This is a genomic window from Paenibacillus sp. CMM36 (genome assembly GCF_053570945.1).
In genome coordinates this window covers 22181-37474 of sequence record NZ_JBSEDY010000018.1, presented here as the reverse complement: position 1 = coordinate 37474, position 15294 = coordinate 22181, and the positions used below count along the sequence as shown (strand labels likewise).

General features: G+C 46.5%; 14 protein-coding genes. 10 read left to right on the top strand and 4 right to left on the bottom strand.

Annotated elements, in window-relative coordinates:
• Positions 1-83: 83 nt before the first annotated feature.
• Together ACWA2B_RS24495 and ACWA2B_RS24490 are read right to left on the bottom strand one after the other, a co-directional pair.
• Positions 84-527 (bottom strand): DUF441 domain-containing protein, encoded by a 444-nt coding sequence (locus ACWA2B_RS24495; protein WP_029517055.1) that lies wholly within the window; start codon positions 525-527, stop codon positions 84-86.
• A gap of 22 nt (positions 528-549) precedes the next feature.
• Positions 550-1521: a YpdA family putative bacillithiol disulfide reductase gene (locus ACWA2B_RS24490; protein WP_029517056.1), complete on the bottom strand. Its 972-nt coding sequence runs from the start codon at positions 1519-1521 to the stop codon at positions 550-552.
• Between the two features lie 294 nt (positions 1522-1815).
• Between ACWA2B_RS24490 and ACWA2B_RS24485 the strand changes: the two genes are divergently transcribed.
• The 3 genes from ACWA2B_RS24485 to ACWA2B_RS24475 all read left to right on the top strand — a co-directional run bounded on the left by ACWA2B_RS24485 (position 1816) and on the right by ACWA2B_RS24475 (position 4410).
• The gene (locus ACWA2B_RS24485) at positions 1816-2412 is read left to right on the top strand and encodes a DUF2087 domain-containing protein (RefSeq protein WP_029517057.1); all 597 of its coding nucleotides are present in this window, start codon (positions 1816-1818) and stop codon (positions 2410-2412) included.
• 479 nt (positions 2413-2891) lie between these two features.
• A complete protein-coding gene (rsgA, locus tag ACWA2B_RS24480; RefSeq protein WP_029517058.1) occupies positions 2892-3989 on the top strand; it encodes a ribosome small subunit-dependent GTPase A in 1098 nt (365 codons plus the stop codon).
• An 82-nt stretch (positions 3990-4071) separates the two neighbouring features.
• Entirely contained in the window at positions 4072-4410 is a 339-nt protein-coding gene (locus ACWA2B_RS24475; RefSeq protein ID WP_029517059.1) for a L,D-transpeptidase, read from the top strand.
• 118 nt (positions 4411-4528) lie between these two features.
• Here ACWA2B_RS24475 and ACWA2B_RS24470 read toward each other — a convergent pair whose 3' ends face one another.
• The gene (locus ACWA2B_RS24470; RefSeq protein ID WP_449292712.1) at positions 4529-5548 is read right to left on the bottom strand and encodes a flagellar motor protein MotB; all 1020 of its coding nucleotides are present in this window, start codon (positions 5546-5548) and stop codon (positions 4529-4531) included.
• A 216-nt stretch (positions 5549-5764) separates the two neighbouring features.
• Here ACWA2B_RS24470 and ACWA2B_RS24465 point away from each other — a divergent pair, with 216 nt between their 5' ends.
• On the top strand, positions 5765-5914 hold the full coding sequence (locus ACWA2B_RS24465; RefSeq protein ID WP_023988262.1) for a hypothetical protein: 150 nt from the start codon (positions 5765-5767) through the stop codon (positions 5912-5914).
• Between the two features lie 129 nt (positions 5915-6043).
• Here the strand turns inward: ACWA2B_RS24465 and ACWA2B_RS24460 are convergent, their stop codons facing one another.
• The gene (locus ACWA2B_RS24460; protein WP_013370782.1) at positions 6044-6283 is read right to left on the bottom strand and encodes a hypothetical protein; all 240 of its coding nucleotides are present in this window, start codon (positions 6281-6283) and stop codon (positions 6044-6046) included.
• Between the two features lie 389 nt (positions 6284-6672).
• Between ACWA2B_RS24460 and ACWA2B_RS24455 the strand changes: the two genes are divergently transcribed.
• The 6 genes from ACWA2B_RS24455 to ACWA2B_RS24430 all read left to right on the top strand — a co-directional run bounded on the left by ACWA2B_RS24455 (position 6673) and on the right by ACWA2B_RS24430 (position 15229).
• Positions 6673-6993, top strand: coding sequence for a hypothetical protein (locus ACWA2B_RS24455; protein ID WP_029517061.1), 321 nt, complete (start codon positions 6673-6675; stop codon positions 6991-6993).
• Between the two features lie 67 nt (positions 6994-7060).
• Positions 7061-11056, top strand: coding sequence for a type VII secretion protein EssC (essC, locus tag ACWA2B_RS24450; protein ID WP_029517062.1), 3996 nt, complete (start codon positions 7061-7063; stop codon positions 11054-11056).
• Positions 11057-11072: 16 nt separating this feature from the next.
• Positions 11073-11915, top strand: coding sequence for a hypothetical protein (locus ACWA2B_RS24445; protein ID WP_029517063.1), 843 nt, complete (start codon positions 11073-11075; stop codon positions 11913-11915).
• Between the two features lie 5 nt (positions 11916-11920).
• Positions 11921-12457, top strand: coding sequence for a WXG100 family type VII secretion target (locus tag ACWA2B_RS24440; RefSeq protein WP_029517064.1), 537 nt, complete (start codon positions 11921-11923; stop codon positions 12455-12457).
• Positions 12458-12706: 249 nt separating this feature from the next.
• Positions 12707-12982, top strand: coding sequence for a WXG100 family type VII secretion target (locus ACWA2B_RS24435; RefSeq protein WP_013309990.1), 276 nt, complete (start codon positions 12707-12709; stop codon positions 12980-12982).
• Positions 12983-13183: 201 nt separating this feature from the next.
• A complete protein-coding gene (locus tag ACWA2B_RS24430) occupies positions 13184-15229 on the top strand; it encodes a serine/threonine-protein kinase (RefSeq protein WP_029517065.1) in 2046 nt (681 codons plus the stop codon).
• The last annotated feature ends 65 nt before the right edge of the window (positions 15230-15294 follow it).

The following is a 15294-nucleotide window of genomic DNA, read 5'->3' as shown; positions in this document are numbered from 1 at the left end:
GATATGAGTATACCACAAAGCGGGACTGAATTCAGCCCGACATGCAGATTGCTATCATGTATTCCTATACTTGTTGTACGAATTTAGCTGCGGCCGATTAACAAGGAAAGCAATCCGGCAGCAATTAGAGGTCCAACAGGAACTCCTTTAAAGAAGGCAACGCCAATGACGGTCCCGATCAGTAGACCTGTCACAATAATGGGCTGTCCAGACATTAAAGTTACTCCGCGGCCGCCAAGATAGGCTACCAGAATTCCGATACCAATCGCGAGCAGAGATTTCCAGTGCAGGAAAGACTCCATCACCTGATTGATACTGATTTTACCGCTGGCTAGCGGGGTCATGACCCCGATCGTCAAAATAATAATTCCGATCGTCAGGCCATACTTTTCAAGCCAGGGGAAAGCAGTGTGAAAGCTGGTTACCCGCAGTAGCAGTAATACAACCATGGCAATAGTCACGGTAGAGTTGCCACTAACAATCCCAAGACCAGCCAATACCAGTAAGATAAGTGAGCTGTAATCCATACAGATGTTCTCCTTCGTTTATTTAGCTTTGGATATGCTCCGCGATTTGACGCCCGTGCCAGCGGCCTGTTTCAATAAACACTTCATTGGCATTGCTGCCTGAAGCGATGACCCCCGCGACATATATACCTGGGATGTTCGTTTCCATCGTGGCAGGATTAAATTCTGGTTTGTCCAGATCTTCAGCCATATGAACGCCGACAGACTCCAGTAGTTTTCGTTCCGGGTGAAATCCAGTCAGTGCCAGTACAAAATCATTTTCGAGTCGGAATGCTTCAGTGTCCAGCGGAGTGACTACGACATGGTCTGGATGAATTTCGGTAATGCGTGCGCCTAAATGCAGCGTGATCTTCCCTTTTTGTACCATACTGTCAAACAGTGGACGAACCCACGGCTTGATGTATTGGGACAACTCGCTTCGACGATATACCATATCAATCGTAGCTCCGACCCGCACTAATTCCATCGCAGCATCTACCGCAGAGTTACTGCCACCGATAACTGCAACCCGGGTTCCTGTGTAGGGATGGGCTTCGCTGAAATAGTGAGTGACTTTATCCAATTGTTCCCCGGGAATGCCCAAATAGTTCGGATGATCAAAATATCCTGTAGCCACAACGACATAGCGTGACGAATACGTTTTGGTTATTTCTCCTTTGCTCAGGGTGTGTACCGTAAATGTACCGTCGTCCTGGCGATGAATGGACTGGGCCTCCTCATAATGCTGAATGTTCAAGTTATAATGAGTGGCTACCTTACGATAGTACGCCAGTGCTTCATGACGAAAAGGTTTGTCATTAGGGGTACTGAATGGAATATCACCGATTTCAAGTAGTTCAGCGGTGCTAAAAAACTGCATGTTCGTCGGATACAGAAAAATGGAGTGAACGATGTTGCTTTTTTCAATAATGACAGTTTGCAAACCTCTGCGGCTGCATTCGATTGCAGCAGATAGTCCGCAGGGTCCGCCACCGATAATGATTACGTCGTGCATTTGGTTGAACCTCCAGTTGTATTGGTTTATTACGCCAGTTTTGTAGGGTTAACATTATTTTGACGATTAAAAACGGATCTCAGGATTGAAGCAAATCGCTCAGTATGTGAGAAGTTTTCAAATAATAATCCTACCGCAATGCGAACACAATATCCAGCCGTTTTCAGAAAAGATGACAGACGGTGAAGATTGACAGCCACATTTAGTGAACATATAATTATATATATATCTAATTTATGTGATTGAATTCGTTTGCATAGCAAGTATGTACTAGTGAAAAGAGGTGCAATAACGATGCAACTGGATAAAATGGTCAATTATCATAAAGCACTTGCTGATCCAACGCGAATGCGGATACTACTTCTTTTGTCCTGTGGGGAGATGCATGGCCAAGCTTTGGCGAAAAAGCTGAATTTGTCCCAACCGACTGTTACGCATCATGCTTCCAAACTTCGTGAGACTGGGTTGATTAAGGAACGACGTGATAAAAACACGGTGTATTTTACACTGAATCCAGAATTGATCCGGCAGCATGCCGAGGCGACGGTGCGATTTATTTTCGAAAAAGGAGAGGGGGAGGAAGAGATGTCAGAGTTGAATGAAACGCTGGAGGCATCGGTCTTACGCAATTTTTTTTCCAAGGACGGCAAGTTGCGCCAAATCCCTGCGCAGTATAAGAAAAAATTGATCGTACTTCAGATGCTGGCAGAAAAGCTGGAGCCAGGCCGCATGTATCCTGAACGTGAATTAAACGAGTGGATCAAGCAATACCATGAGGATTTTGCAACGATTCGGCGTGAGCTGATTATGCATCAGTTTATGTACAGGGAACGGGAAATGTACGAATTGAACCCGCGTGAGATGTGGACGCGCTGGGATCAGGTACGCTAAACGAAACTTGACAAAGATTTCAAAAAAGTTTCGTAGCTGCCTTGACAGACAATTGATGGACTTGTATGATAAAGGAAATTTTAGGAGGAGGCGATGTTATATGCGTACGAACATGAATGGATGGGTTCAGCAGCAGAATGACTTGTCTCCCGCACGGACAATGCACAGTTAAAGACTGTATAGATCTATAGTCTTGGCTTAGCAGTTGGTTGGACAGTAGAACCAACAAAATCCGCAGGGAGTGATTCCCTGCGGATTTTTTATGGTTAGGCGTCTTGTTATCCAGTTGTTGGTTCTGGGGAGTGGTCTGTGAGAGACTGCTTGCTTAAGTGAACGAACGGATCGCATCGACCTGAATCGTATACCCTCCGCAGGGAAACCCCTGCGGATTTTTCGCGTTGTTCGCATGCGGGGAGAAAATGTACACCTATCAAATAACATTACGATCAAAAATGAACAATGAATTCAGGAGGAAAACAATGAGTATACATGAATACGGTTGGTCTGATTACTGGAACGTTTTTTGGGACCAATGGAAGCAAGGCTTTGAGGAACGCACAGGAAATACACAGGTACGTCCTGCTCGCTTGATTGCCGATTACGGACAAAAGGTGAAGCTTATCACAATGGATGGAGAACGCTGGGGAGTGTCTTCAGGTAAGCTACGACATGCTGTTGTCGATCCGGCGGAAATGCCTGCTGTAGGGGACTGGCTAGCAATCACTACGCCAGATGAAGTGTCGGATGCAGTAATTCATGCCGTCTTGCCGCGGAAAAGTCGAATATCTAGACAGGCAGCGGGCTTTGAGACGAGGGAGCAGCTGATCGCTACCAATGTGGATACGCTGTTCCTTGTTAATGCGCTGAATCATGATTTTAATATGCGCAGACTGGAACGGTATTTAATTATGGCTTGGAACAGCGGGGTAAACCCGGTTGTCGTTTTGAGTAAGAGTGACCTTTGTGAAGATGTCGAACAACGGGTTGCTGAAGCGGAGGGAGTTGCCCCTGGTGTACCTGTTATCGTTATTTCTGCTTTGCAGAATGAAGGCAGAGAGCAACTGGAGACGTTTCTTCAGCCTGGCTCTACAGTTGCTTTGACAGGCTCTTCCGGTAGTGGCAAATCCACGATAGTAAACTGGCTCTCCGAGTCTGAGGTTCAACTGACACAGGATGTGAGGGAGGAAGACAGTCGGGGCAGGCACACAACCACTCACCGACAGCTTTTTCCTATCGCAAAGCAAGCCGTTTTGCTGGATACACCTGGTATGCGCGAGCTTAATCTGTGGGATGATTCCATGGGTGTCGCTCATACCTTCACGGATATTATGGAAACGGCGCAGCAGTGCCGTTTTGCAGATTGCAAGCATAAGGGCGAAGCTGGATGTGCAGTGGAGGAAGCTATAGAGAGAGGGGAATTGTCGGAATCCAGAGTGAACAATTATCGCAAAATGCAGCGGGAGCTGGAATATCAGGCGCGTAAGGAAGCAGACCGGCGCAGGAAAGATAGCCGTTCAAGCACAACCCCGGGGCGTAGGGATCAGCGAAGTGGCTGGCGACGTGATGTGGAGTGGTGAGCCGAACTGCAGTGAAGTATCAAATGTAAAAATATACGAAAATCTATGTTGTAGTCGGCATATGGTATAAAGGGGTGAATATATGCCGAACTACAGCATTGTGGTGGATTTATCGGATCGTCGTTTATATTTGAAGGATGGAGATCAGATTGTTCTTAATTATCCAGTCGGTATTGGCAAGCTGGCTACACAGACACCGCATGGGCAATTTACGATTATTAACAAACAACCTAATCCGGGCGGACCTTTCGGAGCGTTCTGGATGGGGCTGTCCAAGCCGCATTATGGCATTCACGGCACCAATGAGCCATGGTCCATTGGCAAGATGGTGTCACATGGCTGCATTCGAATGCAGAATAAGGATGTGCTTGAGCTTCAGGAGAGGGTAAGTATAGGCACGCCAGTCACGATACAGCCGTAGCGGCTAGACGACATGAGACTCTGTATCTACTCATACGTGGAAACCGCGTCATAGACTGTATCTGTGAAGCGTATTTCATGGCGAACGGCCGTAACTTTAAGTTAGATGCTGCGTTTAGTTACGATTTGGGTTGGATAGGGATACGGGCTTCAATCTGTTTGGAGCCCTCTTTTTCGTCTGCAGATTTGACTAACGGTCCCGAAAGACGTTCTCCTTGTGTACCATACGCCTGTTTGGCGTTGGTCCACATATCTTCGTTTGGTTCGAAACTTATGATTATGATGTAGCGGTTGGCAAGGCTCGGCTTTTTGACCCTCATGCTGAAGGAGCCGTCAGGCATAACTTTGGTTTGATCATCGTAGCCAAACTGCCATCGTCCCGGAAAATCAATCTTGAGTTTGACGTCCGACCCTTCCAGCAAATTGCTGCGCGCATATACATGATAATAGTTACCCTCTTGCTTCACATCAGGCTTAATCCACACTTGAGGGCTGCCGTAGTCCTTAGGTTTGTTCCAGACGGGCTTAACTAAAGGGGTATTGCGTTCTTGTTCAGGATCAAATTCAGCCCCAATCCGAACTTCATGCAGAAGCTGTTTGTTTTCTTCGTATTGATATACATAAGGACCTTCCAATTTGTTGCCACCGCTGCCATACAGATTTCGTATTTCATTGTCTTGGTCATCTGGACGGAACAGAACAGTCAGATCCATACTGCCCTGTATTCCGGGGCGTTGTACCTGGAGTACAAAACTTCCGTCCTTTTGAACGGTTGTCTCATCCGTGTACCCAGTTAACAGGGAGTTTTTGACCGCAAGATTCCCTTTGATCCGTGCTCCGGCCGGGAGGTTGGAATGTCCTGTAACCTTCACGGTATTTTTATCAATGCTGACGCCACCTGATATTTCGACATAGCTGCTGCCTTGCTGATGGACAGGTGTATGATTGGCAGCTCGTTCATCAAGGGATGATGCACCTTGGTTGGGATTACCCGTTACGGTGTAGGCACGTGTTTCAGCTTCATGTTGGGCTATACTCCGGGTTGAAGCTTTTTCCCTGCTGCATGCAGCCAGCATCGTTAGAATTAAGAATGCGAATAAAAGGTTGCAGACTATTTTGGTAATCATGTGTTTACTCATGGTTTTTGTTCGCTCCTTGTCCATAGCTTCCAGGCTTAACGTGATAAAATTATCGAAACTTTATGTATTTACCCTTATTAAAGGGTATGTAATCCCGCCTGCTTTATCCTATAAGGAACGTACCTGTTTAAACAACAGGCAGAATGGTTAAAAATGGATAGCCTGATCATCCCCTTGAAAAGCAGGGGCAGCTTGCTGTAAAGGAGCCTGAGTCATATGTCCATTGACCGTTTTATCTTAAAAAAGCTGGACAACTGCCGGGAAGAGCATACACGCGCTAATTTACTAGAACTGTTTAGAATACGGATTGAGAAGGCGCAGAATAAGGAACGAGGCGGTAAAAAAGGTTATCGCAGAATACTTTAAATAAAGTCTGATCAATCCATAAGCTGCGGTAAGTCACATGTATCATGTTTTAAAGCTGCTGATATGGAGAGGGTGCTGAAATGTCCCTCTCTTTTTTGTGTGTCTAAAGTGGACAAAAAAAAGTCCCTCTTAATAGAGGGACAATGCCAATGAATCATTTTCACTAACACTATGCAGGATGGCTTCACAACCGACAATCTCTATACTGATCAAAGAGTTAAGGCATTTTTGAAGGGCACGCTTGCCGCTGGAGATTTTATTCTCCAAAGTGTTACTTAGAAGTTTTAATGTTTTTTGTACTGGTTGCTTATTTTCTTGATTGAAGTATACGGGAATACGTTTGTTTTGAAATGTAATTAATGTTCTCACAAAAATCACCTCGCCTGAGTTATTTCATGGCTTAATTGTAGTGCCCGTTTCTTAAAATTACCTTAAAAACACCTTATAAAAACATAAAGGTCTGAAAAATTTACAAAGTGTTCACAACAATCTAGGTAACAATCGAATTTAGTTCTAACTAATCGACAAAATGACGTATATACCCATATTAGAACCGATCCAATACATATTATTGATACCAATGACTCTACTAATATGAGAAACTATGACCAAAGTCACTATTTTATTTTTGGAGTGGGTATTTTGTAACAAATTGACAGTCTAATAGTCGGATGCTACAGTTACGATAGCCATATTTCCGTGGAAATAGGCTTTTTGCGTGAACTTTGCTATATATTAAGGATCGGGAGGGATGACAGATGATCCTGACCGTGCTTTCAGGACGACAGGAAACAGAGTGGTTTGACATCGAGGTAGCTGATGAATACTCGGTGGAACATTTAAAGCTGATGCTGGGTGTGCGCATTTTCGGCGAGCCTCCGGCGGAAGGCATGCAATATATTATGGAAGCAAAGTTCCCGGAAGGGCTCTGGTTCAGGGTGGGAGATAACCAGCTACTTACAGGATCCGGCTTGCGGGAAGGCTGTACTGTGCGTATTCAGCGCGCTTTTTCGACAACTCAGGACGAAGCGCCTGTGTATGGAAGGCGTTCTCTGTTTCAAAATGAAAAAAATGGGTAAATACACACATGAAATTATATGAAACCTTGGTAAAATGAAATAGTAAGCGAAAAGGGGGACTTTTGTCTTGAATGCATTATACCAGCGATCCCCGAGATTAAGGCCGGCGCTCCGAGAGGAGAAGCTGGAGATTTTACGGCCTCCGGCTGAGCCGAGCAAGCCGTCTTTTTCTATTATATCTATACTTATTCCGTTAATGATGACGTTGGTGACTATAGGCTTTTACGTATATATGAGCAAAACAGGCAAGATGGGCAACAGTAACTATTTGATGTTCCAAATGGTCACTGTGGTCATGATGCTTACATCTTATACGATTCCTTTTTTTGTCTATCTAAATAATAAGAAGGAATACAAGCGCAAGCTAGAGGAACGGGACCGCATGTACCGGGAACAGCTCCAAAAGCATCGTGAAGAACTTGAAATGAAACGCGAGGAGCAAATTCGCACACTATATGAAATTCACGGTGACCCGCAAATATGCACTCAAATTGTCAAAAACCGCAACAGTTCACTTTGGGAACGATCACCGGAGGATGAGGACTTTTTGCAGGTGCGTATTGGAACTGGACAAGTTCCCTTTCATATAAAATTGCAAATTCCACGCCCAGACGGTTATGACCGAGATCCTTTGTTGGGAGCTGCGGATGAACTGGAAGAAGAATTTCGTCTGGTAGACGCTGCTTCCATTGCATTACCGCTGTTTCAATCCAAAGTGGTTGGATTGGTCGGCGATCGGGAACATACCCTTGCTGCGTTAAGAGTCATTTTGGCACAAGTGACGGTTCGTCACTCGCCAGATGAAGTGAAAATTGCTTCCTTCTATGACGAGCGAGAGGAAAGTGAATGGACCTGGATGCGCTGGCTTCCACATGTGTGGGATGATGACCGAATCCAGAGAATGATGTCAGACCGCAGTAGTAGTGCACATCAATTAGCAGATTTTCTGTTTGCCAGACTGAACCGCCGTAAAAATAATCGTAATGAGCGTCAAGGCAAAGGGATGGAAGTCCCTTGTTATGTCGTTGTTTTATCTGACACCCAGCTGATTGAGGAAGAACCGTTACTGCCGTTGTTATTGGAAGACGGCCGAACCATTGATGCGTGTACGATTGTGCTGGCTTCTCGTAAAGAGGCTTTGCCGATGCAGTGTCAGCTGATTGTGGAGGCTTCCAAAGAGCAGGGCGTATATGCCCGTAAATCAGAGTCGGCGGAGGTTGAACAGCAAAGTTTTAAACCGGATCGTTTGTCAAAAGAGGAAGCCGATGCATTAGCGCGGTACATGGCTCCTATTCGCTTGAAGCGTTCCTCTGCTTCTGATATTCCCGCTGTGCTGCCTCTGTTTGATATGATGAGCGTAGCAAGTGTGGAAGAACTGGATGTGGCAGATCGGTGGCGACGTAACCGCCATCCTGATACCTTACCTGTGCCAATGGGCGTGCGAGCAGGCGGCAAGAAGATTATGATTAACCTGCATGATAAGATAGAGCGTCAAGGGCATGGTCCCCATGGCTTGATCGCCGGTACAACGGGTTCAGGAAAGAGTGAGGTTATCCAGTCCATCGTAGCCTCGCTTGCTGCCGAGTTTCATCCGCATGATCTTGCTTTTATGCTGATCGATTACAAGGGTGGAGGCATGTCCAACACGTTCGTTAACTTGCCGCATGTTGTGGGTACGATCACGAACTTGGACAATAATTTGATTGAACGTGCCAAAATATCTCTTAAAGCAGAACTGGTTCGTCGGCAGAAGATATTGAACGATGCAGGCAATTTACAGCATATTGATGAATATTACAGACTACTCCGGCAGCGGCAGGAACAACCGCTGCCTCATCTGGTTATTATTATTGATGAATTTGCACAATTAAAGCGGGATCAGCCAGAGTTTATGGACGAGCTAATCAGTATTGCTGCGATTGGGCGGACACTAGGTGTCCATTTGATTTTGGCGACGCAAAAGCCCGCAGGTGTCGTGGATGACAAGATTTGGAGTAACTCCAGATTCCGCATCTGCTTACGGGTGCAAAGCGAAGGCGATAGCCGTGACATGTTGAAAATACCGAATGCCGCGTGGATTACGAAGCCGGGACGAGGATATTTCCAAGTGGGTAGTGACGAAGTATTTGAAGAGATGCAGTTTGCTTGGAGCGGTGCGCCGTATATAGGCAACAGCGATATTTCTTCTGCACTACCTGTACATGAAGTGAGACTGAACGGAAAACGTGAAGCGCTACTGACGGGCGGCGAACGGGCAAGCTCGGGCTTAAAAGGAGAAGAAGCCCCTAAACAGCTTCAAGTATTTATTGATTATATTGCGAATGAGGCTGCTAAGGCAGGGATCGAACGGCTTCAGGGACCGTGGCTTCCGCCGCTGCCTGAATTGCTGGATTTAACAAATTTGCCGGCATGCACCGAAATAGATAGTACATCATCACCTTTGGAGCTGAAGGCTCTTATTGGTCTAGTGGATGATTTGCCGAATCAGCGACAGGAGCCAATTTATGCATCGCTAGATCATGGTCATTGGGCTGTGTATGGCATGCCCGGCATGGGGAAAACAACCTTTTTGCATACGTTGCTGATGTCCACGGCTCAGCGATTTGCTGCGAATCATTGGAACGGTTATATCATTGACATGGGTCGAACGATGCGCGACTTTGGGGAACTTCCCCAAATCGGGGCTGTTATGATGGCTGAGGAGGATGACCGGATCAAGCGATTGTTCCGTTATCTGTTCAAGATGGTGGCCGTACGCAAGGAAATGCTTTCCGAGGCTGGAGTCAAAACAATAAGCTCTTATCGACGTTCTGCTGTCGAGGATATTCCGCAAATTGTCGTAGTTATTGATGGATATCTTAATTTCCGTAATGCTTATCCAGATGAAAATGAACTGCTGGAATCTCTTTTGCGAGAAGGGGGTAGTCTAGGCATCACGTTTATCATTACAGCGAACCGGATTACCGATGTGTTTGAGAAATTCCGCAGTAACATACCGAATGCTGTTTCTTTTGAAATGTCCGACCCGAGTGACTATTACTATGCGGTAGGGCGACCAGCCAAAACGCCAGGACCGTTAATTCCAGGTCGCGCTCTGGTTAAAGGGCATGTTCCTCCGCTGGAGTTCCAGACGGCACTGCCTTCACCAGGAGAAGATGAGGCGGAGCGATCAGCACGGCTACGCCGCAATATTGCTGGCATTGTGCAGGAATGGAAAGGCAAGCACGCACCAGCTATCCTACCATTACCTGAGCGGATTCCACTATCGGAGCTGCTTCAGCAGTGGGATCGGACGAGTGGACCATCGGGCGCACTACCTTACGAAGTACCTGTAGGCCTACAGAGTGACGATCTTGAGCCTTTTCTCCTGAATCTGAAAGAAGGGCCCAATTTTATTGTGGGTAGTCCAATGGAGGGTGGAAAAACCTCCTTTCTAATGAGCTGGATTATATCGCTGGCTTATTACACATCACCCGATCAATTGGAAGTCTATACGATCGATACACGCTATGGAGGCGGGGGACTATCTAGATTACGACATCTTCCTCATGTTAAGGCTGCTGCTGAAAGTGAGGAAGAAATGGGACCTCTGGTACAGCAAGTGTATGATATTGTTCAACAACGGAACAAGGAGGGGAATGATCCCGAATTGCTCCTGGTCATTGATGATGCGGATATGTTAAGCAAGCAACTGAATGATTTTATGATAAAGGATCAGCTCTCCGCCATTGTACGGTTGGGACGTGATCGCAATGTGCATGTCGTGCTCTCGGGTGTGCCATCTGATTTTCCTACCTTTGGTGTGGACTGGTTTAATGATGTCAAGGCAAGCCAAAGCGGTATGCTATTTGGAACACTAGATTCGAATGATCTATCGTTCTTTCGTATCCCTTATTCGGAGGCGAACGCCGCTACTGGTGGACTAAAAGTCCTGCCACCTGGGCAGGGGTACTACGTACGGCGCAAATTTACCAGGATAAAAGCGGCAATTCCCTTCTCAGAGCAAGTGAGCTGTGAGGATTGGATAACGAAAATTCGTGACCGATGGCATGTTGTAGTTTGAAGGGAGGTGGCTCATAATGTTAACGTTTCAAGCTTCCAAGCAGAAGTTAATAACCCTCAAGGCGAAGGAACTGTTTTTTCTGGCAGGCGTATTGGGTTCTGACCGACTGCTTGGGGTGGAAGATCCGTTTAAGGGCTATCTAGCAGAGGAGTTGGCGGAAGAGTGGGAGCAAGTAAAAGCTACTCTTTTGGAAAAGGGTTATCTAAAGCGGGTAGATAAGGGCAAAGAGCTAGCAATGCCTCCTACTGTTTTTTCAAGAGTCGCTATCGCGGGATTATCCAACAGGGCTTGCCGTATACGCTATGTGCGGGGAGGTAAGCAATTTGAAGGCTATCTCCATTGCACGAACGAGCGTGTAGTGGAACTCGTGAAATCCGCTGATGAACCCGATGAGTATCGATTGTACGATCTGGGTAATGTGGAAAAGGCTTGCGAGACATTGATTGATAAAATGGGTTGGGTAGATCGACTTGTGCCTGAATCCCCCGCACTAATGTTCTCCAAGCAGGCGTTTAATAAAATTTACGAGCAATCGGCAGGGGAAAGTGTGTCTTTGATCAGCAGTAAACTGACCGAGGCTAGCGGAGATGCAGAGGGGTCTGCAAGACTGGCTCAGTCTTTGAGTTCCCGTGTAGCTGAGGGAGAACTGCAATTGCTGGTTTGGAACGGCAGGGAGTGGGAATCACAACGGGCAGCCTTTGTCCTGTGTCCTGCAATGAACTGGATATTTCGGATGAGCTCTAGTGGTAACGGGGACTGGCTGATTGCAGCTATGGCTTCAAGAGATCAGTTTGTGGATTTATTATTAAATTGGTTGAAACAGTCGGCAGTGAATGAAGAAGTGACAGAAGAAGGGTGATGGATATGCGCATTCGAGTTGAACCGGATGTGCTTCGGGGGCTTAGCGGGCAGCTACAGCATGCGGCGGAGCAAATTCAACAGTTAACAGCAGGTTTGGAGCAGGCGTTACAATCGCTGGATTGGGATGTATCTGCACGCGAGGCGATCTTGAATCATTGGATGCAGGCCAAGCGGATGTCAGAACAGATCCATGCTTACCTCCATACATCAGGTACACAACTGAACCGAAAGGCAGAGCAGTTTCAGTCTGTTGACCACAACTATCAAACGATACTGTCATTTGCCAGCCAACCATTGGGACGACCCGTCACGATGCTCGATTGGTCGAATCAGCAATCACCGTCTATTCTGCCTGGGCAAGCTTCGGAAGGAAGCAGCCTGATTTCTAACCCGCAGTCTGTCGTACATGCCATTTCTGGTGTACAGTCTTCGGATGTAGAAACGTTGCATCAGGATATTCTGATGCAGGCGTCTTCTAGCAGTCCGCAGGATTGGTATTTTACTGATCCGTCTACAGTAAGAGATCAGCCTGTCGCTTAGTTGGGATCGCGTTCCGGGACAATCTGGATCGATTGCAAAATTACTTGAGCTCGTTCCACAATTCCCGGCTTTATGGGACTTATTAGGTGTTTTTTTTTGTTAATATTATACTGTTAGGTGCTGTTTTATAGTTAAAAAGTGGGATTGTTACAATTAGGTCCTTTGCCTTTTGTAGGGAATTAAATAGCCATAGTACAATTTGAACCAGATAAACAAAAACATTATTTATCATCAAGGAGGACTCAAAAAATGGCAGGACGCATTTTAATTACCCCAGAACAGGTTGATCAGGTGGCTAACCAATTTAAACAAAGTGGTGAGCAAAGCCAGCAGATCGTTTCCAGTTTGACACAGTCCATCTCAGGTATGGAAGGTCAATGGGAAGGTATGACTAAACAACGCTTCTTCCAAGAGTTTCAGGAAGCTAGCAAACAAATGCAAGCTTTCGTAACGACTTTGAACAGCATCAGTCAAGAATTGACAGCTATCGCTAACAAATTCCGCACGGTTGACCAAACGAAATAAGTTGTCTTGCCTGATAGGCATTAACTTATCATATACCACTCTATTAAGAAGCAATATGTGAGCCATTCCTCACGGTTTGGCACAGGATGTTCAGGAAAAACCGGGCGATCTTCGGATACCCGGTTTTCTTGCCATCCATAGATGTATATAATAAGGTGAGGAAAACTAGCATACTGAATGATGTAAGGAGAGGGATGTTTCATGTCTTTTCAACCGAATCCGGGAGACGAATTGATCATAAACGGCACAGCTTATGTGGTTGGACGACATCCCGCTGCACCCGGTTTAGCCTATGCTCAAGCAGGGCGTCAGGGAATTGTATACCAGCTAAATGCCAATAACGGAGCGCCACATGAGGCAAAAGCCCTTAAGGTGTTTTTTCCGAAGTTCCGCATCCCGGCTATGGTTTATCAATCTGAGCATATGGAAGCATACGGGGATATTCCCGGTTTGCAGGTATGCAAGCGTGATGTGCTCACTCCAGAAAAAAACGGAAGTCTGATTGCCGAGCAGCCTGATTTGCTGTATGCGGTACTGATGCCATGGGTTCACGGTATGACATGGTTCGATTGTCTCACAGATCAGCGTCAGCTTGAGGCTTCCGATAGTCTGGCTTTAGCCAGAGCATTGGCAGGGATCGGTTCAGCTATGGAGCAAAAAGGATTGGCGCACTGCGATTTATCGGCGCCGAATGTGATGCTTCCGTTTTTTTCTGAAGTGGAACTGCCTGAAGGCACGTCAGCTGTGGAATTGGTGGACGTGGAACAAATGTATAGTACTAAAATGGATCGTCCAGACGCTCTATTGGCAGGTTCGCCAGGGTATGCCGCCCATCGTACCGTCCACAGCGGGTTGTGGAGTGCGTATGCAGACCGTTTTGCAGGGGCAATCATTATAGGAGAAATGTTAGGCTGGTCTGACCGTGTAGTAGTCGACAAAGCGTGGGGCGAAAGTTATTTTGATCAGCATGAAATGCAGACGCCTTGCGAACGTTATTTTATTTTACGAAAATCGCTGGAATCTCGTTGGGGCAGCAAGGTGGTAGAATTGTTCAGCCGTGCTTGGGATAGTCAGGATTTAAGCAGTTGCCCTACTTTTGGCGAATGGCTGGTTGTACTTAATGCGGTTACTGAGCAGGAAATTTCAGTTGAGGCTATAGAACCGGAACCTGCTGCGACAGAAACAATAGAATCGGCAGCGGTGGGTGGCCTTTCCAGTGAAGCTGCATCCTCTTTGTCAGCGCCTGCACCGCTCAAGACTGAACAGGCTGCACTGCTAAATCAGGCCGCCCTGGAGCAAGGAGAGCGTGGGGTAACGGACAAGCTGTTCCGACAGGCACGTGATTTGGAGCAGCAAAACAAACCTGCTGCAGCGCTGGAAGTATACCGGTCGTTGTATCATTTTGTAGAAGACGGCAGTCCTTTGCATGTGGAGGTGTCAGCTGCGATCACAGGACTAGAGGAGCAGTTGAATCCCATGACGCCAGAGCAACCTGAAAAAACAAAAGCCTGGTATCGCTCCAAAGCGTTTATCGTGACAACTGCGGCCGCAGTCGTTCTATTGGCAGCTGGAATCCCAGCCGTGAATATTCTTGCAGATCAGTCCAATCAGCGGCAAATCGAGGCAGCCAAGCAGGAAGAGGCAGCGAAGGCTGCAAAGGCGGCCGAGGAAAAGCTGGCAGCCGAGCAGAAAGCGGCTCAAAAATTGCTGACGGAGAAACAACGACAGGAAGCGGAACAGCAGACCAAACAACAGGCACTTGCTGCTCAAAAGCAACAGGAAGAGCAGAAGAAACAGCAAGCCCTTATCGCTCAACAGGTTAAATATGAAGCTTATCTCGCTCAAAAGGAACAAAATAAGCAGGCGGCTGCCAAGTTGGCGAAGCAAAAAGCGTATGATCAACAGGCAAAGTATGAAAAATACTTGGCTTTGAAAAAAGAGCAGGAAGCTCGTGCCGCCCAGGAAGAGGCAGCTCGTAAGGCAGCAGCCGAGGCGGAACAAAAGCAAAAAGAGTCCATGCATGCACGAAACAAGGAGAACGTTCTTCAGCTTATTTCCCTGTACAACAAGGCGTATGCCTCTCAGGAAGGTGGCAGCGCTGCGAAGGCAAAGAGCTTTGCGAAGCGTTTTAGAACACTATATGATAGTAATCCTTCTTATTATCGTTCGGTAGGTGAAGTAGGATATCGGGCCTCCTCTATTTATAATTTTTTAGGAGATACGAATTTTAGACTGCCTAAAATTTAATATTTCATATGTTTATATATAGGCGGAATGATAGATACGAAACAGATGGAGATAGAAGGTAACTG

What these genes read in the sequence shown, in the direction of transcription:
- ACWA2B_RS24495 (WP_029517055.1), bottom strand. Translation starts at nt 527, where the DNA reads ATGGATTACAGCTCACTTATCTTACTGGTATTGGCTGGTCTTGGGATT.
- ACWA2B_RS24490 (WP_029517056.1), bottom strand. Translation starts at nt 1,521, where the DNA reads ATGCACGACGTAATCATTATCGGTGGCGGACCCTGCGGACTATCTGCT.
- ACWA2B_RS24485 (WP_029517057.1), top strand. Translation starts at nt 1,816, where the DNA reads ATGCAACTGGATAAAATGGTCAATTATCATAAAGCACTTGCTGATCCA.
- rsgA (WP_029517058.1), top strand. Translation starts at nt 2,892, where the DNA reads ATGAGTATACATGAATACGGTTGGTCTGATTACTGGAACGTTTTTTGG.
- ACWA2B_RS24475 (WP_029517059.1), top strand. Translation starts at nt 4,072, where the DNA reads ATGCCGAACTACAGCATTGTGGTGGATTTATCGGATCGTCGTTTATAT.
- ACWA2B_RS24470 (WP_449292712.1), bottom strand. Translation starts at nt 5,548, where the DNA reads ATGAGTAAACACATGATTACCAAAATAGTCTGCAACCTTTTATTCGCA.
- ACWA2B_RS24465 (WP_023988262.1), top strand. Translation starts at nt 5,765, where the DNA reads ATGTCCATTGACCGTTTTATCTTAAAAAAGCTGGACAACTGCCGGGAA.
- ACWA2B_RS24455 (WP_029517061.1), top strand. Translation starts at nt 6,673, where the DNA reads ATGATCCTGACCGTGCTTTCAGGACGACAGGAAACAGAGTGGTTTGAC.
- ACWA2B_RS24445 (WP_029517063.1), top strand. Translation starts at nt 11,073, where the DNA reads ATGTTAACGTTTCAAGCTTCCAAGCAGAAGTTAATAACCCTCAAGGCG.
- ACWA2B_RS24440 (WP_029517064.1), top strand. Translation starts at nt 11,921, where the DNA reads ATGCGCATTCGAGTTGAACCGGATGTGCTTCGGGGGCTTAGCGGGCAG.
- ACWA2B_RS24435 (WP_013309990.1), top strand. Translation starts at nt 12,707, where the DNA reads ATGGCAGGACGCATTTTAATTACCCCAGAACAGGTTGATCAGGTGGCT.
- ACWA2B_RS24430 (WP_029517065.1), top strand. Translation starts at nt 13,184, where the DNA reads ATGTCTTTTCAACCGAATCCGGGAGACGAATTGATCATAAACGGCACA.